The sequence below is a fragment of the Streptomyces sp. NPDC044719 genome (assembly GCF_056433405.1).
In genome coordinates this window covers 19,622-37,003 of the sequence record NZ_JBWKHE010000010.1, presented here as the reverse complement: position 1 = coordinate 37,003, position 17,382 = coordinate 19,622, and the positions used below count along the sequence as shown (strand labels likewise).

18 protein-coding genes and 1 tRNA gene are annotated in these 17,382 nt (G+C 72.3%); 12 read left to right on the top strand and 7 right to left on the bottom strand.

The genetic code is table 11. The features are described 5' to 3' along the window. The first annotated feature begins 41 nt into the window (after positions 1-41). The 7 genes from tdh (at position 42) to AC07DF_RS34450 (ending at position 5,015) form a co-directional block, all read left to right on the top strand. Positions 42-1,070: an L-threonine 3-dehydrogenase gene (gene tdh / locus AC07DF_RS34480; RefSeq protein WP_478980309.1), complete on the top strand. Its 1,029-nt coding sequence runs from the start codon at positions 42-44 to the stop codon at positions 1,068-1,070. Positions 1,071-1,136: 66 nt separating this feature from the next. Further along, positions 1,137-2,339, top strand: coding sequence for a glycine C-acetyltransferase (locus tag AC07DF_RS34475; protein ID WP_478980307.1), 1,203 nt, complete (start codon positions 1,137-1,139; stop codon positions 2,337-2,339). 26 nt (positions 2,340-2,365) lie between these two features. After that, positions 2,366-3,283 carry a LysR family transcriptional regulator gene (locus AC07DF_RS34470; RefSeq protein ID WP_478980305.1) on the top strand — a complete coding sequence of 306 codons (918 nt, stop codon included), beginning with the start codon at positions 2,366-2,368 and terminating at the stop codon, positions 3,281-3,283. Positions 3,284-3,329: 46 nt separating this feature from the next. Next, entirely contained in the window at positions 3,330-3,914 is a 585-nt protein-coding gene (locus AC07DF_RS34465) for a helix-turn-helix domain-containing protein (RefSeq protein WP_478980303.1), read from the top strand. After that, positions 3,911-4,444: a GNAT family N-acetyltransferase gene (locus AC07DF_RS34460; protein ID WP_478980301.1), complete on the top strand. Its 534-nt coding sequence runs from the start codon at positions 3,911-3,913 to the stop codon at positions 4,442-4,444. The genes AC07DF_RS34465 and AC07DF_RS34460 overlap by 4 nt, the downstream gene beginning before the upstream one ends. Before the next feature lie 30 nt (positions 4,445-4,474). Continuing rightward, a complete protein-coding gene (locus AC07DF_RS34455; RefSeq protein WP_478980299.1) occupies positions 4,475-4,834 on the top strand; it encodes an MmcQ/YjbR family DNA-binding protein in 360 nt (119 codons plus the stop codon). Positions 4,835-4,941: 107 nt separating this feature from the next. Beyond that, positions 4,942-5,015 (top strand) — tRNA-Pro (locus AC07DF_RS34450). A gap of 54 nt (positions 5,016-5,069) precedes the next feature. On the opposite strand, the gene AC07DF_RS34445 is transcribed toward AC07DF_RS34450, so the two are convergent. The 7 genes from AC07DF_RS34445 to AC07DF_RS34415 form a co-directional block, all read right to left on the bottom strand. After that, positions 5,070-6,071 (bottom strand): glycoside hydrolase family 43 protein, encoded by a 1,002-nt coding sequence (locus AC07DF_RS34445; RefSeq protein WP_478980297.1) that lies wholly within the window; start codon positions 6,069-6,071, stop codon positions 5,070-5,072. Between the two features lie 30 nt (positions 6,072-6,101). Then, the gene (locus tag AC07DF_RS34440) at positions 6,102-6,638 is read right to left on the bottom strand and encodes an NUDIX hydrolase family protein (RefSeq protein ID WP_215117242.1); all 537 of its coding nucleotides are present in this window, start codon (positions 6,636-6,638) and stop codon (positions 6,102-6,104) included. A gap of 76 nt (positions 6,639-6,714) precedes the next feature. Next, on the bottom strand, positions 6,715-7,854 hold the full coding sequence (locus tag AC07DF_RS34435) for an amidohydrolase family protein (RefSeq protein WP_478980294.1): 1,140 nt from the start codon (positions 7,852-7,854) through the stop codon (positions 6,715-6,717). Between the two features lies 1 nt (position 7,855). After that, entirely contained in the window at positions 7,856-9,259 is a 1,404-nt protein-coding gene (locus tag AC07DF_RS34430; RefSeq protein WP_478980292.1) for a type I glutamate--ammonia ligase, read from the bottom strand. A gap of 45 nt (positions 9,260-9,304) precedes the next feature. Further along, the gene (locus AC07DF_RS34425; protein ID WP_478980290.1) at positions 9,305-10,117 is read right to left on the bottom strand and encodes an SAM-dependent methyltransferase; all 813 of its coding nucleotides are present in this window, start codon (positions 10,115-10,117) and stop codon (positions 9,305-9,307) included. 140 nt (positions 10,118-10,257) lie between these two features. Beyond that, positions 10,258-11,082: a hypothetical protein gene (locus AC07DF_RS34420; RefSeq protein ID WP_478980288.1), complete on the bottom strand. Its 825-nt coding sequence runs from the start codon at positions 11,080-11,082 to the stop codon at positions 10,258-10,260. Positions 11,083-11,192: 110 nt separating this feature from the next. After that, positions 11,193-11,930 carry a response regulator gene (locus AC07DF_RS34415; RefSeq protein WP_478980286.1) on the bottom strand — a complete coding sequence of 246 codons (738 nt, stop codon included), beginning with the start codon at positions 11,928-11,930 and terminating at the stop codon, positions 11,193-11,195. A gap of 188 nt (positions 11,931-12,118) precedes the next feature. On the opposite strand from AC07DF_RS34415, the gene AC07DF_RS34410 reads away from it, so the two are divergent. The 5 genes from AC07DF_RS34410 to AC07DF_RS34390 all read left to right on the top strand — a co-directional run bounded on the left by AC07DF_RS34410 (position 12,119) and on the right by AC07DF_RS34390 (position 17,368). Then, the gene (locus AC07DF_RS34410) at positions 12,119-13,303 is read left to right on the top strand and encodes a sensor histidine kinase (protein ID WP_478980284.1); all 1,185 of its coding nucleotides are present in this window, start codon (positions 12,119-12,121) and stop codon (positions 13,301-13,303) included. A gap of 94 nt (positions 13,304-13,397) precedes the next feature. After that, the gene (locus AC07DF_RS34405; protein ID WP_478980282.1) at positions 13,398-14,033 is read left to right on the top strand and encodes a helix-turn-helix domain-containing protein; all 636 of its coding nucleotides are present in this window, start codon (positions 13,398-13,400) and stop codon (positions 14,031-14,033) included. A 52-nt stretch (positions 14,034-14,085) separates the two neighbouring features. Then, entirely contained in the window at positions 14,086-15,423 is a 1,338-nt protein-coding gene (locus tag AC07DF_RS34400) for a M24 family metallopeptidase (protein WP_478980280.1), read from the top strand. Beyond that, positions 15,423-16,400: a thiamine pyrophosphate-dependent dehydrogenase E1 component subunit alpha gene (locus AC07DF_RS34395; protein WP_478980278.1), complete on the top strand. Its 978-nt coding sequence runs from the start codon at positions 15,423-15,425 to the stop codon at positions 16,398-16,400. The genes AC07DF_RS34400 and AC07DF_RS34395 overlap by 1 nt, the downstream gene beginning before the upstream one ends. Next, positions 16,388-17,368 (top strand): alpha-ketoacid dehydrogenase subunit beta, encoded by a 981-nt coding sequence (locus tag AC07DF_RS34390; RefSeq protein ID WP_478980276.1) that lies wholly within the window; start codon positions 16,388-16,390, stop codon positions 17,366-17,368. The genes AC07DF_RS34395 and AC07DF_RS34390 overlap by 13 nt, the downstream gene beginning before the upstream one ends. Positions 17,369-17,382 lie beyond the last annotated feature (14 nt).

Here is a 17,382-nt window from a genome sequence, read left to right as displayed (position 1 = left end):
GGCGTGCCCGGAGCCGGGACTCACCCCCAGGAGCCGTAGCGGTGAAGGCGCTGGTCAAACAGAAGGCGGAGCCCGGGCTGTGGCTCACTGACGTCCCCGAGCCCGCCGTCGGGCCCGGCGACGTGCTGATCAAGGTGCTGCGCACCGGTATCTGCGGCACCGACCTGCACATCAGAGCGTGGGACGGCTGGGCGCGGCAGGCCATCAGTACGCCGCTCGTGCTCGGGCACGAGTTCGTCGGCGAGGTCGTCGGGACCGGGCGGGACGTCACCGACATCGGCATCGGCGACCGGGTGAGCGGCGAGGGCCATCTGGTGTGCGGCAAGTGCCGTAACTGCCTCGCGGGCCGCCGTCATCTGTGCCGGGCCACCGTGGGGCTGGGTGTGGGCCGGGACGGTGCGTTCGCCGAGTACGTGGCGCTGCCCGCCGCCAACGTCTGGGTTCACCGGGTGCCCGTCGACCTCGACGTGGCCGCGATCTTCGACCCGTTCGGCAACGCCGTGCACACCGCGCTGTCGTTCCCGCTCGTCGGCGAGGACGTGCTGATCACCGGTGCGGGACCCATCGGTCTGATGGCCGCCGCCGTGGCCCGGCACGCCGGCGCCCGCAACGTCGTGATCACCGACGTCAGCCCGGAGCGGCTGGAGCTGGCCCGCAAGGTCGGGGTGAGCCTCGCGCTCGATGTCTCCGGCGCCACCGTCGCCGACGGGCAGCGCGCGCTCGGTCTGCGCGAGGGCTTCGACATCGGCCTGGAGATGTCCGGTCGCCCCGAGGCCCTGCGCGACATGATCGCCAACATGACGCACGGCGGCCGGATCGCCATGCTCGGCCTGCCCGCCGAGGAGTTTCCCGTCGACTGGGCCCGGATCGTCACCTCGATGATCACCGTCAAGGGCATCTACGGCCGCGAGATGTTCGAGACCTGGTACGCGATGTCCGTGCTGCTGGAAGGCGGACTCGACCTCGCGCCCGTCATCACCGGCCGGTACGGCTTCCGCGACTTCGAGCCGGCGTTCGCCGACGCGGCGAGCGGCCGCGGCGGCAAGGTCATCCTCGACTGGACTGCGTAACTCCCCCTTTCCTCAAGACTTCTCTCCGCGACGACTTCTCTCCGCGACCACGTCAGGAGCCCTCTCATGTTCGACTCCGTGCGCGACGACCTGCGCGCCACCCTCGACGAGATCCGCGCCGCCGGGCTGCACAAGCCCGAGCGCGTGATCGGCACCCCGCAGTCGGCCACCGTGAACGTCACCGCCGGCGGCCGCCCCGGCGAGGTCCTCAACTTCTGCGCCAACAACTACCTCGGCCTCGCCGACCACCCCGAGGTCGTCGCCGCCGCCCACGAGGCCCTGGACCGCTGGGGCTACGGCATGGCCTCCGTCCGCTTCATCTGCGGCACGCAGGAGGTGCACAAGGAACTCGAGGCGCGGCTGTCGGCGTTCCTCGGCCAGGAGGACACGATCCTGTACTCCTCCTGCTTCGACGCCAACGGCGGTGTGTTCGAGACGCTGCTCGGCCCGGAGGACGCGGTCATCTCCGACGCGCTCAACCACGCGTCGATCATCGACGGCATCCGCCTGTCCAAGGCCCGCCGTCTGCGCTACGCCAACCGCGACCTGGCCGAGCTGGAGGCCCGGCTGAAGGAGGCGTCGGACGCGCGCCGCCGGCTGATCGTCACCGACGGCGTCTTCTCCATGGACGGCTATGTGGCGCCGCTGCGCGAGATCTGCGACCTGGCCGACCGCTACGACGCGATGGTCATGGTCGACGACTCGCACGCGGTCGGTTTCGTGGGCCCCGGCGGCCGGGGCACGCCCGAGCTGCACGGCGTCATGGACCGCGTCGACATCATCACCGGCACCCTCGGCAAGGCGCTCGGCGGCGCGTCCGGCGGCTACGTGGCGGCCCGCGCCGAGATCGTCGCCCTGCTGCGCCAGCGCTCCCGGCCGTACCTCTTCTCCAACACGCTCGCCCCGGTGATCGCGGCGGCCTCCCTGAAGGTCATCGACCTGCTGGAGTCCGCGGACGACCTGCGCGTCCGCCTCGCCGAGAACACCGCCCTCTTCCGCGGCCGCATGACCGAGGAGGGCTTCGACGTCCTCCCCGGCGACCACGCCATCGCACCCGTGATGATCGGTGACGCGGCGATCGCGGGCCGTATGGCGGAGCTGCTGCTGGAGCGCGGCGTGTACGTGATCGGCTTCTCCTACCCGGTCGTGCCGCAGGGACAGGCCCGGATCCGGGTGCAGCTCTCGGCCGCGCACTCGACGGAGGACGTCAACCGCGCGGTGGACGCGTTCGTGGCGGCGCGGGCCGAGCTGGACGCCGAGCAGGACTGAGCGGCGCATTTGAGACAATCGATCGCATGATCGAAGCGCGGCGGCTCCACATCCTCCGTGCGGTGGCGGACCACCGCACGGTGACGGCGGCTGCCGCCGCGCTGTACCTCACCCCCTCGGCCGTGTCCCAGCAGCTCGCCGCGCTGGAACAGGAGACCGGGCACCGGCTCGTCGAGCGCGGCGCCAAGGGCGTACGGCTCACCCCCGCCGGCGAGATCCTGCTCAACCACACCAACGCGGTCCTTGCCCAGCTGGAGCGGGCCGAGGCCGAACTGGCCGCATACAGCTCGGGAGCGGCGGGCACCGTCACGGTCGCCTCCTTCGCGACCGGCATCGCCCTGGTCGTGGCGCCCGCGGTGGCCCGGCTCGCCGAGTCCGCGCCCGGGATCCGTATCCGCGTCCAGGACGCCGAGGGCGACGCCAGCCTGCCGATGGTGCTGGACCGGCAGGTCGATGTCGCCGTCGCCGTCGAGTACCGCGGTGCCCCGCCCGCCGACGATCCGCGACTGGCCCACCTGCCGCTGTACGCCGAGCCCTTCGACGCGGTCGTGCCGGTCGCCCACCGTCTGTCCGGCGCGCCGGAGATCCCGCTCGCCGGACTGGCCAAGGACCCCTGGATCGGCCCGTACCCCGGCAACCCCTGCCACGACGTGGTGGTCCTGGCCTGCGAGAACGCCGGCTTCCAGCCCTGCATGGAGCACTCCTCGGACGACTTCCGCGCGGTCGTCGCCCTCGCCTCCGCCGACGCCGGCGTCGCCCTCGTGCCGCGCTCCGCGCTGCGCGGCATGGACCTCACGGGCGTGGTCGTCCGTCCCGTCGACGGCACCGCCCCCACCCGGCGGGTCTTCGCCGCCGTACGCCGGGGAGCCGAGGAGCATCCCCTGATCCGCCCGGTGCTGGACGCACTCGGCGCGGCGGCCCAGGCGCAGCCGCTGCCGGTGTGAGGACCGCGAAATCTGGGTGTTTCATATCCGGGATAGTGTCCCGAATATGAGAAACGGTGACGATGACGCCGGCGCGGACCCCGTCGACACCCGGCTGGGTGTCCGCCTGGCCGAGCTGCGGGCCGAACACGGCTGGTCGCTGGGCGAGTTGGCCGACCGCAGCGGAGTGAGCCGGTCCACCCTGTCCCGGGCCGAGCGGGCCGAGATCAGCCCCACGGCCTCGCTGCTGAACCGTCTGTGCGCCGTCTACGGGCGGACCATGTCCCAGCTGCTCAGCGAGGTCGAGGCCGAGCCCGCCCCCGTGGTGCGGGCGAAGGAGCAGCCCCGGTGGCAGGACCAGGCATCCGGTTTTGTACGGCGGTCCGTCTCCCCGCCGCATTCCGCCCTGCGCGGCGAACTCGTCGAGGCCCGCCTCTCACCCGGCGCCGACATCGCCTACGACCGTCCGCCCGTCGCCGGCCTGGAGCAGCACATCTGGGTCCTGGAAGGCGCCCTCGACGTGACCGTGCAGGACACCGGACACCACCTCGGCGCCGGCGACTGCCTCCGCATGCGCGTGTGGGGGGCGACCCGGTTCCGGTGCGCCGCTCCCGAGGGCGTGCGGTATCTGCTGGCGGTGGTGCGGCCGTGATCGTCACCCGTCTCGACGAAACTCAACTCCGCAAGGCCGTAGGGGAGTTGGCGGGCCTGCTGGCCGACACCGTCAACGCCGGCGCCTCGGTCGGCTTCCTCTCCCCGCTCGACCGCGCGGAGGCTCACGCCTGGTGGGAGGAGCGGGCCGCCGACGTCGCCGCGGGCCGGCTTGCTCTGTGGGCGGCGTACGACGGGGACCGGGTGCTGGGCACCGTGAGCCTCGCCTTCCCCGGCAAGGCCAACAGCCGCCACCGCGCCGAACTCGTCAAGCTCATGGTGGGCCCGGACGCCCGCGGACGCGGCCTCGGCCGCAGGCTGCTGGCGACCGCGGAGGACGCCGCCGCGGCGGCCGGGGTCACCCTCCTGCACCTGGACACCGAGACCGGCAGCCCCGCCGAGCATCTGTACCGGTCAGCCGGCTGGACACCGATCGGAGCGATCCCCGACTACGCGGCGAGCCCCGACGGAGTGCTCCGCCCGACGACGATCTACTACAAGCACGTACCGGCAGACGCTCTCACCAGGTGATTGTCAGTGGGAGCGGCTACCGTGCCCACCATGCCGGATGCCGAAGACGTACGACGTATCGCCCTCTCCTTCCCGGACACGACGGAGAAGGTCGCCTGGAGCATGCCCACGTTCCGGGTCGCGGGAAAGATGTTCGCGACACTGCCCGAGGACGAGACGTCCATCGCCGTGCGCTGTCCCAAGGTGGAGCGGGACGAACTCGTGCTCGCCGAGCCGAAGAAATTCTGGATCGCCGACCACGAGGCGTCGTTCGCCTGGGTGCGGGCCAGGCTGGACGCGCTGGAGGGCGAGGACGAACTACGTGACATCCTCGCCGACTCCTGGCGCCAGGCCGCCCCGAACCGGCTCCTGGAGGCGCATCCCCGCCTGGGACTCCCAGCGGCGGAATGATGTCCCCGAGGGCCGGCCCCCGGGAAACGGATGCGCGATCACCGGCGCGAGTGCGGTATTGTTTCCCTGCGCGTTCGGCCGGGGGAACCCCCAGGTCAGACGGGCAACGGGACGTGGCGCAGCTTGGTAGCGCACTTGACTGGGGGTCAAGGGGTCGCAGGTTCAAATCCTGTCGTCCCGACAGAATCGACCAGCGGGTCTGCCGGAAGGCAGGCCCGCTGATTGCGTTGTGGCGTCAGCCGCCGCCGTCGAGGTCGTCGCGTCGGCGCAGTACCTCCAGCTCGTGGCCGCGCAGCTCCATCTCGTACAGCTTGCCGCGGGCGTTCTCGAAGGGCCGGTGGAGGATCATCATCAGCCGGTCGTCGAAGGTGTGGAACAGCATGCCGTGGCCGCTGTCCTCGCGGACCAGGGGCCGGTGCTGCTGCCAGGGACCTTGGATGTCCCCGGACCGGGACACGGCGTAGGTCTGGACGTAGCCGCCGCTGACGGTGCCGTTCTCGCCGGCCGTGTCCTTCTCGTAGGTCGACCACAGCATGAGCAGGGACCCGTCAGGGGTGCGGTACAGCTGGGGGCCGTCGGTGATGTAGGGCGGGAGCTGGTGCGGGACGCCGGCGGGGATCTGTTCGGCGGTCCAGGGCGCGTCCGAGGCCTTGAAGAGGTAGACCGGGTCGCCGGTCGTCCGGGACAGGTCCGGAGTCAGCCGGATCGCCTCCATCGTCCCGTCGATGGTCTGGAGCCACTCGTGCGCGTACACCATCCAGGGCTGCCCGGACGGGTCGACGTACAGCGTGCCGTCGAGGGTCATGAGGTGCTCGGGAGGGACGGGGCGCGAGGGGTCGAGCACGGTGAACGGGCCGAGCAGTGAGTCGGAGACCGCCGTGATCGTCCCGCGCATATGGGTCGGGGTCCGGAACGGGACGCCCCACTGGCCGGGTGAGGGGACCGGGAGTGGCCTGTCCTCGTTGTGCAGCGTGGTGAACAGGTAGTACCTGCCGTCCCACGCGTGCACCTCCGGCGCCCAGGCGCCGTCCGCCGCCCAGATGCCCTCCTGCCCGGCGGTACTGAACACCACCACGGGGCGCGTCCAGTCCAGCAGGTCCTGGCTGCGGTAGACCATGGTGCCGGTGCCGTCCACGCCCGACACGGACGGGACGTTGGAGGTGTAGAGGTGATAGGTGCGGGTCTCGCCGTCGGCGACGACGAACGGATCGTGCAACGGCATGTCGGGAAGCCGCATCAACTCACCCCTTCGTGAGGTCCGCCCCCGTCAGATCACACAGCCCGCATGGGCCAGCGCCTGCTTCAGCAGCACTCCGTGTCCGCCCGGCATCTCGCTCTGCACCGCCTCGGAGACGGCCTCCTGCGGGCTGAACCACACCAGGTCGAGCGCGTCCTGCCGGGGCCGGCAGTCGCCCGTCACCGGCACGATGTAGGCCAGCGACACCGCGTGCTGGCGGGGATCGTGGTACGCCGTGATGCCCTGGGTCGGGAAGTACTCCGCGACGGTGAAGGGCTGGAGCGACGCCGGGACGCGGGGGAGCGCGACCGGGCCGAGGTCCTTCTCCAGATGGCGCAGGAGGGCGTCGCGGACGCGCTCGTGGTGCAGCACGCGGCCGGAGACCAGCGTCCGGCTGACCGTTCCGTCCGGCCCGATGCGCAGCAGCACACCGACACTGGTGACTTCGCCGCTGTCGTCGACGCGTACCGGGACGGCCTCGACGTACAGGATCGGCATGCGGGCGCGTGTCATCTCCAGTTCGTCGGAGGACAGCCAGCCGGGCGTGGTATCGGTCATGTCAGACATCGCTTGATCATACTTTCAGCCGTTCGGACTTCCTGGATAGCCGCTCCAGGGGAACTGTGACCGGCCCCACGCCGTCCTAATCCCCTCCCGCACCGTCGTCCGGGAGCCGGTAGACCCGCAGGGCGTTGTCCCGCCCGGCCCAGCGCGCGATCCGCAGCGCGTCCGGCAGGGACAGCTCGTCGGCGTCCACCCGCTCCTGGAGCAGCCCCGAGAGCCCTTGCCGGAAGGCGAGCGCCCCGAGGTGGAAGAACTCGGCCACACCGTACGCGTCGGAGCTGTACAGCAGTTTGCGGAACGGTGTGATCTCCAGGGCCTCCGCGAGGACCGCACCGGCCCGGGCGGGGCCTACGTAGTGCAGCGTGAGACCGACGTCGAGGTACACCTGCTCGAAGACCGCCGCGAGGTAGGCGGCCTGCCGCTGGTAGGGCCAGCAGTGCAGCAGCAGGACGGGGATCGTCCCGGCGGTCAGGTGCAGCCAGTCCGTGAGGTGGCTGGGGTCGGCCCGGTGCAGCCGGATGTCGTTGTCGCCGAACCCGGTGTGCAGCTGGAGCGGCAGGCCGAGGTCGACGGCCGTCCACAGCACGTGCCGTACGAGGACCGGATCGGCCAGCCGGCCGCCCCGGGCCGACCAGCGCCGGGCCGCCTCGGTGACCTCAGGGTCCGAGGGGCGGGCCGGGTCCAGGTCGAAGCCGGTGCGGTAGGCCGCCACCGACTTCACGGCCACCACCCCGGGCCGCCGCACCGCGTCGAGCGCGGCCGCGCGGAAGGCGTCCGCGTACGCGTCCGGCTCGACCCCTGCGGCCTTCACCGACTCGGCGACGCTCTCCAGCCGTACGACCTCGTAAGCGGACCCGCCCGCGGCCTCGGCGAGTTGGGGCGGGGTGGTGAGGCGGTCGGGGGCGAGGCCGGTGTCCACGCAGAGGACGTCCGTGCCCGCGGCGCGCAGGAAGCGCCGCCGCACCTCGTCCCATCCCAGTTCGGAGCGCCGGGCGAGGTACTCCTCGGCGGGAGCGTGCCGGGGCAGGTCCAGCAGGGGAGCGCAGTGGCGGCGCACGGCCACGCCCACGGGGCTGTCGAAGGGCGAGATGCCCGGCCAGACCTCGCCCTCCGTGATGAGGGACTCGAAGTCCGCGCGGTCGAGGTCGGCGGTGACGGTGCCGTGGCAGTGGTGGTCGACGAGCCTCAGGGCGTCGAGCGCCTCGCGGACCGCGCTCACGTCAGTACTTCCAGCGGTACGCCGCCGCCACTTGGTCGTCGTCCAGCCCGGCCACGGACGCCAGTTCGCCCCGCCGCACGGCGATCACCGCGTCGGCCAGGACCGGTCCGAGTGCCGCGCGCAGCGTTTCATCCTCGCGGAACTCCTCGACGGCCTCCTGCAGCGAGACCGGCAGCCGCCGCACGCCGCGGGCCGCCGCGTCCGCCTCCGCCAGCCGTACCGGGTCACCCGTGATCTCCCCGGGCAGGGCGGCGGACGAGGACAGGCCGTCCAGTCCGGCGGCGATCAGGGAGCCGATCGCGAGGTAGGGGTTGGCTGCCAGGTCGACGGGTTTGATCTCCAGGTTGGCCGCCTGATCGCGCAGGCCCGCGGTGCCGGTGATGACGCGCAGCGCCGTCTCCCGTGTCTCGCGGCCCCAGGCGGTGAACACCCCGGCCCACTGGGAGGGTTTGAGCCGCAGATAGCTCGCCGGGCTCGGTGCGGTCACGGCCGTGAGGCCGGGCAGATGGGCGAGGAGACCGGCCGTGAACGACTCCGCCTCGGCCGTCATGCCGTACCGGCCCTCGCCCCCGGAGTGCAGACTCGCGCCGTCACGCCAGGCGGAGAGGTGGACATGGCCGCCGTTTCCGACGCCCTGGCCCACGACGGCCGGGGCGAAGGAGACCCGGAACCCGTGCCGCTGGGCCACCGCGCGGACCGTCTGCCGTACCAGCACGCTGCGGTCGGCCGCCGCCACCGGATCGACGGCACCCACCGAGATCTCGAACTGCCCGGCCGCGTACTCGGGATGGACCTGTTGGACATCGATGCCCTGCGCCGCGCAGGCCGCGAGCAGGTCGGCGGTGTAGTCGCCGAGCTCGACCTGCCGGGCGGCCCCGTAGGCCGGTCCGGTCGTCGCGGGCACGAAGGAGTCGCCGGGCTGGTCGCCCCGGGCCACGGTCCACTCGATCTCGATGGCCGCACGGAAGGTGAGGCCGTGGTGCTCGGCCGCCTCGGTGACGATCCGGCGCAGGAATGTGCGCGTACAGCCGGGATGCCGCTCCCCGTCCTGCGTGATCCGGTCGACGGGCGCCCACGCCCAGCCGGGCTGCCCGGCCAGCACCACCAGCCGGTCGAGGTCGGGGTAGAGGCGCAGGTCGCCGTCGGGGGAGCCGAGGACGTCGGTGGTGACGATGGAGTCGTTCGCCAGGAACGTGTCGAACACCGGGGACATGCCGACGCCCCAGGCCGCGGCGGAGGCGAGCCGGGCCGTGGGGACGGTCTTCACCCGGCCGATGCCCGCGGTGTCGACGTAGGCCAGCACGACGCCGTGCACACCCCGGCCGGAGAGCTCGCCGCTCAGCGCGGTGGCCCGCTCGACGTCGCCGGGGCGGCCGCCGGGCACGGGATCGGCCAGGGTGGTCATACGTCCTCCTCGTCCTCCTCGTCCCCTCGACGGGCGGCGCCGCGGTCAGGGTTTCACGGCCACCGCGCCGAACTGCGGTACCAGCACGCCCGAGCCGGCCTCGGCGTGCCACTGCCCGCACGACACCATGCCCGGTTCGAGCAGCTCGAGACCGTCGAAGAACGCGGCGATGTCCGCGCCGCTGCGGGCGGTGATCGGGGGAGTGGCGTTCTCGTTCCAGAACTTCATGGCGGGGATCTGGCCCGCGCCGCCGAGCTCGTCGTCGAAGGTGGGGTGGGTGAGGACCAGGAAGCTGCCGGAGGGGACCGCGGCCATCACGCGGCGCACGATGTCCCGGGCCTTCTCGGTGTCCAGCACGAAGTTGAGGATGCCCAGCATCATGACGGCGACGGGCCGGGTGAGGTCGAGGGTGTGCCCCGCCCGTTCGACGATGGCGTCCGGGTCGTGCACATCGGCGTCGAGGTAGGCGGTGACGCCGTCCCGGGTGCCCGTCAGCAGGGTGCGGGCGTGCACCAGCACGATCGGGTCGTTGTCGACGTAGACGATCCGTGAGTCGGGCGCGATCCGCTGGGCGATCTCGTGGGTGTTGTCCGCCGTCGGCAGCCCCGTGCCGATGTCGAGGAACTGCCGCACTCCGCGCTCGCCGGCCAGGAACGACACGGCCCGGCCCAGGAACTCCCGGTCCGCCCGGGCGATGTCCCGGATGATCGGGAACATGCCGGCGACGTGCTCGCCGACCCGCTGGTCGACCTCGTAGTTGTCCTTGCCGCCGATCCAGTAGTTCCACACGCGCGCGTTGTGCGCCACACCGGTGTTCAGCCGCGCCGAGCCGCTCGGCGGGGTGTGGCTCTCACTCACGTTCTTCCTCTCCTCGCACGAGCGACCGGAGGACCGGTCATCGCCGCCATTGTGCCGTTCCGGTGATCACGCTGTCCCGGGAATCGGCAGAGGCGGACAGACGCTCGGCGGGGCGGCAGTGGGGGAGAGCGGCGGCCGTGTTACTCGACCTCGCTGGGGTCCGGAGAGGGCGTCTTGCCGGCCAGCACGTCCTTCAGGTTCTGAGTGCCGATCTTCACCGCCTGTTCGGCGGAGTCCTGCTCGTCCCCGTCGAGTCCGCCCGCCGTGACGGTGATGGCGTCGTTGCCGACGCGTACGGCCGCCACAGTGAGCGTCAGCGTGGCGGCCGCACCCCCGGTCGTGCCCTGCACCGTCACGCGCAGGCCCTCACGGGCGTCGCCCACCTTCGGCAGCGAGGTCTCGATGACCTGGACGGTGCGCTGTTCGCCGTCCTCGGTCACGGTGAACTGGTCGCACTTCTCCGGCAGGGTCGCCATCCAGTTCAGGGAGTCCTGCGGGTCGGTCCGGTCATAGGACGCGACCTGGTACAGCAGGCGTGAGTCGCCCTGCCCGAAGCCGCGCAGCGCGTTCGCCCCGGACGGCCTGCCGAGCAGATCGTCGTCGAACAGGGAGTTCATGAGGCGCTGGCAGTCGGCGGCGTCGGTCTTGGCGGTGAGGAAGTCGGAGACGTCGACCGTGCCGATGACCAGACTGTCGTTCCAGTTCTCGGCCTCCGTGTCCTTGACCTGGGTCCAGTCGTCCTCGATGTCCGCTTCGGTGATCAGCGCGGCCCGGGCGCCGTCCTCGGTGAGGGTGGCGGTGGGCGAGGGGGTCTGCTGCTTCCCGGCGACCTGTGTCGCGGTGATGCCCGACGCCCGCGAACCCTCTTCGGCGCCCTCGTCCGTGCAGGCGGCGGTGGTCAGCAGGGCGCCTGCCGCCAGGGCGGAGGAGAGAACACGGGCGAGCGAGGACGGACGACGGGTCATCGGGAGTGCCTCCTGAGAACGTGACGCGTGTCCTCAGCGCACCACTGGCACCGACGGCCCACCACCGGCACCGGACTGATCGGGTGAGCGCGCCCCGGAGCGCGGACGCCTCACGCCCCGGCCTGCGCGTGGCCGTTCTGCCAGGCCCAGGCCGCGATCTCCACGCGGTTCCGGGCGGCCAGTTTGAGCTGGACGCTGGACAGGTGCGTCTTGACCGTGGAGAGGGAGACGTACAGTTCGGCCGCGATCTCGGCGTTGGTGCGGCCGAGGGCGACCAGGCGGACCACGTCCAGTTCGCGCTCGGTCAGCGGCTCCCGGAGCGGGGCCGCGGGGGAAGGGGACACCGGCCGCGGGGTGCTCTCGGCGGCCGGCGCCGCGGTGATGTGCCTGAGCAGCCGGACCGTGACCGAAGGGGAGACCAGCGAGTCGCCCGCGGCGGCGGCACGGACGGCCTCCGCGAGCAGGGCCGGCCCGGAGTCCTTGAGCAGGAAGCCGCAGGCGCCGCCGCGCAGCGCGCCGTACACGTACTCGTCGAGATCGAAGGTGGTGACCACGACGACCCGCAGGGGATCGGCGACGTCAGGCCCGGCCAGCAGCCGGGTCGCCTCCAGGCCGTCCAGCTTCGGCATCCGGATGTCCAGCAGGCACACGTCCGGCCGCTCACGGCGGGCCAGCGCCAGGGCCTCCTCGCCGTCCCGCGCCTCGGCGACCACGGTGATGTCCGGCTGGGCGTCGAGGAAGAAACGGAATCCGGTGCGGACCATGTCCTGGTCGTCCGCGATGAGCACCCGGATGGGAGCGCCGGAGCGACCGGCGGCGCCGGGGCCCGGTGGGACGGGGGTCGTCATGGGTCGATCATGCCTCAGGGTGGGGGCCGGGCAGGGGCGTGAGGTGGCAGAGGCTCCATCTTCCGGAAGGGCCTCCATCCTCGCCCGCGGCACCGTGCGCCCGCCTCCGCCGAACGGCCAGGGCAGGGGGCGGGCCCTCGGCCGTTCGGCCGATCCCGTCGTGCCTGGGCTCGCCTACCGTGATCCGCATGAGAACCACCTCCCCCCGGGGCTGCGCGCGGGGCTTCGCCGTCGGGTTCCTCGTGGCGGCCGCGGTCTACGACCTGCTGATCGCGGGCAGCTTCGGTGAGGGCCTCTGGCTGCCGGTGGCCGTGCTCCTCACCGGGTTCGCCGCGGTGCTGTGGCCCGCCGACCGGCGGCCGCCGTGGCTCACCCCGCAGTTGCGCACCGCCGGGCCCGCCCTGGTTTCCGTGCTCTTCACGGCGGGCGTGCTGCTGACGGACCGCGCGGAGGTGCCGTTCGGGCCGGGCGAGGTCGCGATCCTGCTGAGCCTGCTGTTCATCGCCGTACGCCACTGCCCGTGGCCGTGGGCCCTGCTGTGCGGGGTGCTCGACGGGGTGGCCCTGCTGCTGTTGCCGGTGCGGTACTTCCGGTCGTTGCAGGACGAGGTGCTGGCCTTCGCCGTGATCGGGCTGATCCTGATCGGGCTCACCGCCGGACTCGCCGCGTACCTGCGCTCCCTGGACTACCGGCGTACCGTCGCGGTCAGCGAGACCCGCCGCGCCGAACGCGTCGCGATCGCCGCCGACCTGCACGACTTCGTCGCCCACCATGTCACCGGGATCCTCGTGCAGACGCAGGTCGCCCGCATGATGGCCGACCGGCGGCCGCAGGAGGACCTGGATCCCGTCCTCGCCGGTATCGAGCGCGCCGCGACCGAGGCGCTGGCCTCCATGCGGCGCACGGTCGGCGTGCTGCGGGACACCGGTCCCGAGGCCGCCGACCGTCGCCCCGTCGGCGACCTGGCCGGCATCTCCGACCTGGTCGCACGCTTCGCGAGCCCCGTCCAGAAGTCCGTCCTGCACCGCGACCCTGCCGTCTCCGACGACCTGCCGCACGAGGTGCAGGCGGCGGCCTTCCGGGTGGTCCAGGAGGCGCTGACCAACGTACGGCGCCACGCGGCCGACGCCACACGGGTCACCGTCCGCCTGGCCCGCCCCGGCGACCGGCTGGAGGTCACGGTGACGGACGACGGCCATGGCGGCACCCAGCTCCCGGAGGCCGCCCACGGCGGTGGCTTCGGCCTGGTCGGCCTGACGGAACGGGTGACCGCGCTGGGCGGCGAACTGCGTGCCGGGCCGCACGGGGGCCCGGCCGGGGAAGCGGGCGCGGGCTGGCAGGTGCGGGCGGTGTTCCCGGCGGGGAAGCAGTGAGCGAGCCGCTCCGCACCTGGCTTCCGGGCTCCCGCACGCTGTTCAATGAAGCTGTACACCGCTGTACACCCGCCGAGCGAGAGAGGAGCCGCCCGTGCCACCCGCCGTCGTGCCGCCCGTCGGCGCGCGTATCCGGCAGGCCCGTCTGGAGCGCGGCACGAGCCTGCGCGCGCTGGCCCGGGAGGTCGGCGTGTCGGCGAGTCTCGTGTCGCAGATCGAGACCGGCAAGAGCCAGCCCTCGGTCAGCACGCTGTACGCGATCACGACGGCCCTCGGCATCTCCGTGGAGTCCCTCTTCGACGCCCGGGCCTCGTCGCCCGTGGGTGCGAGCACGCCCGGTTTTCTCCCGCACGCCCTCGCGGCCTTCGCCGCCGACCCGGGCCGGCGCATCGGCCCGCTGACCGGCGTGGGTGAGCGCGAGACGCTGGAGCTGGACTCGGGGGTGGTGTGGGAGCGCCTCGGGCGGGTGCCGGGCGCGGATGTCGACTTCCTGCTGGTGACCTACCGGCCCGGCGGCTCCTCCGCGGGCTCCGGCCAACTGATGCGGCACGGGGGCACCGAGTACGGCTATCTGACCTCCGGCGAGCTGATCCTCACCCTCGGTTTCGACGAGTACACGGTGCGCCCGGGCGACGCCGTCTGCTTCGAGTCGACGACTCCCCACCGATACCGCAACGATGGAGAGGTACCCGCTGTGGGCGTCTGGTTCGTGTCCGGCGATGTTCAGTGACACTTGACACTCCTGTCACCCGGGCGTTCACTCCGAAGTGGGGGTGGTCGCCATGGCGATCCGCACATATGGACCCAACGCCGTCGACTGGGAAGAGCGCATTGACCTCGACCGGCTGCGCGGGCAGCGGCTGGCCCGGCTGCACGAGTCCCTGAACCGGTCCGCGCTGGGCGCGGTGCTCAGCTTCGACTTCGCCAACATCCGCTACATGACGGCCACGCACATCGGCACCTGGGCGATGGACAAGCTGATCCGCTTCGCCCTGCTGGTGCGCGACGGCGAACCGGTCGTCTGGGACTTCGGCTCCGCCGCCCGCCACCACCAGCTGTACAACCCGTGGCTGGACTACAGCGACGGCAAGGGCGGACCACCCACCGGCGCCCGCGCCGGCATCTCCACCCTGCGCGGCGCCTTCCACCCGGACGCCGGGATCGCCGAGGACGTGGCTGCCAAGATCGCCGCCGAGCTGCGCGAACACGGGCTGGCGAACGAACCGCTCGGCATCGACGTCGCCGAGATGCCGATCCTGACCGCCCTGCGCGCCGAAGGCATCGACGTCGTCGACGGACAGCAGGTCTTCCTGGAGGCCCGCCGGATCAAGACCGGCGACGAGATCGCCCTGCTCACCCAGGCCTGCGCCATGGTCGACGCGGCCTACGAGGAGCTCTACGGCTACCTGCGCCCCGGGGTCCGTGAGAACGAGTGCGTCGGTGTCGTCAGCAAGGTCCTCTACGACCTCGGCAGCGAGTATGTCGAGGGCGTCAACGCCATCTCGGGCGAGCGCTGTTCACCGCACCCGCACGTCTACAGCGACCGCCTGATCCGCCCCGGCGACCCGGCCTTCTTCGACATCCTGCACAGCCACCTCGGCTACCGCACCTGCTACTACCGCACCTTCGCCGTGGGCAGCGCCTCCCGCGCGCAGCGGGACGCCTATGTGCGCTGCCGGGAGTACATGGACCAGGCGATCGCCCTGGTCCGGCCCGGGGCCACCACCGCCGACATCGTCCAGGTCTGGCCGCGCGCCGAGGAGTTCGGCTTCGCCGACGAGACCGCCGCCTTCGCCCTGCAGTACGGCCATGGCGTGGGCCTGTCGATCTGGGAGAAGCCGATCTTCAGCCGACTGGTCTCCCTCGACCACCCCGAAGTCCTCGAGGAGGGCATGGTGTTCGCCCTGGAGACCTACTGGCCGGCCGCCGACGGCTGGTCCGCCGCCCGCATCGAGGAGGAACTGGTCGTCACCGCCGACGGCTGCGAGGTCATCACCAAGTTCCCCGCCGAGGAGCTGCTGGTGGCCGGGCGCAAGTACTGGACGGTGGGCGGCGAGCTGAACACCCGCCGCGAGGCGCAGTCCCATCTCAACACCTCCCGTGGCGACGGGGCGGGCTGATGGAACCGGCCGGGCTCCTCGACGCCTACGAGCGGATGGCCGTCATCCGCCGTACGGAGAAGGCCGCCCACGACCTGTTCCTGCAAGGCCTGGTGAAAGGCACCACCCACCTCGCCGCCGGGCAGGAGGCGATCGCCGTGGGCGCGAGTGCCGCCCTGCGCCCCGACGACTATGTGTTCGCCACCTATAGAGGTCACCACCATGCCCTCGCCCGGGGCGCCACCCCCGAGGAGTGCCTGGCCGAGCTGATGAGCCGGGCGACCGGGCTGTGCCGGGCCAAGGGCGGCTCCATGCACCTGACCAAGGCGGCCACCGGCATGCTCGGCTCCTACGCCATCGTCGGCTCCCACCTCCCCATGGCGGTCGGCGCGGCCTGGTCGGCCCGGCTGCGGCGGTCCGACCAGCTCGCGGTCGCCTTCTTCGGCGACGGCGCCACCAACATCGGCGCCTTCCACGAGTCGCTCAACCTGGCGGCCGTGTGGAAACTGCCCGTGTTGTTCGTGTGCGAGAACAACCTGTACATGGAGTACACGCCCATCGCCGACGTCACGGCCGTGCCCCGGCCCGCCGCCGACCGGGCGCCCGCGTACGGCATCCCGGGCGAGGTGGTCGACGGCAATGACGTCGTGGCCGTGGCGGAGGCGGTGGGGCGGCTCGCCGGGCGGGCGCGGGCCGGAGACGGGCCCGCCGTGCTGGAGGCCGAGACCTACCGGCACTTCGGGCACAGCCGCACCGACCCGGCGACCTACCGCCCGGCCGAGGAGGTCGAACGGTGGCTGAAGCACGACCCGTTGGACCTCGCCCGGGGACGGCTCGCCGAGCTGGGCATCGGGACGGAGACCGTAGCGGAGGCCGACGAGCGGGCCCGGGCCGCCGTGGAGCGGGCCGTCGAGGCGGCGAAGGCCGCGCCGCCGCCCGACCCGCGGGAGGCACTGACCGACGTATGGGCCGACGGGGGTGCCGCATGGCGGACGTGATCACCTACCGGGAGGCGGTCGCCGAGGGCATCGCACGCGAGATGCGCCGGGACGCGTCGGTGGTGTGCCTCGGGGAGGACATCGGCGCGGCCGGCGGGGTGTTCAAGACGACCGTGGGGCTGCACGAGGAGTTCGGGCCCGAGCGGGTGTGGGACACGCCCATCTCCGAACAGGCCATCGTGGGCGCGGCGATGGGCGCCGCCATGACCGGGATGCGGCCCGTCGCGGAGATCATGTTCTCCGACTTCCTGGCCTGCTGCTGGGACTACCTGGCCAACGAGATCCCCAAGGTCCGCTACATGACCGGCGGCCAGGTGACCGTGCCGCTCGTCGTGCGCACCGCCAACGGCGGCGGACTCGGCTTCGGCGCCCAGCACTCCCAGGCCACCGAGAACTGGGCGCTGACCGTCCCCGGCCTGAAGATCGCGGCACCGGCGACGCCCGCCGACGTCATCGGCATGCTGGCGGCGGCGATCCGCAGCGACGACCCCGTGGTCTTCTTCGAGCACAAGGCCCTCCTGGCCACCAAGGGCACCCCGCCACCGCCCGGTCACGTCGTCGAGCTGGGGCAGGCCGCCGTCGTGCGCGAGGGCGCGGACGTCACGCTCGTCGCGCTGGCCTCGATGGTGCCGCTGGCCCTGCGGGCCGCCGACGTGCTGTCGGGGGAGGGGATCGAGGCGGAGGTGGTCGACCTGCGCTCGCTGGTTCCGCTGGACACCGCGACCGTCCTCGCCTCACTGGGCAGGACCTCGCGGCTCGTCACCGTCGAGGAGAACCCGTACCAGGGCGGCTGGGGCGCCACCGTCGTCTCGGTCGTCGCCGACGAGGGCTTCGGCCTGCTGGACGCGCCCGTGCGGCGGGTGGCGGGGGAGTGCGTCCCGCTGCCGTTCGCCGACGCGCTGGAGGAGCAGGTCATCCCCACCGCAGAGAAGGTCGTGGCGGCGGTCCGCAGCCTCGCCGCGTACTGAACACCCCATGGAAG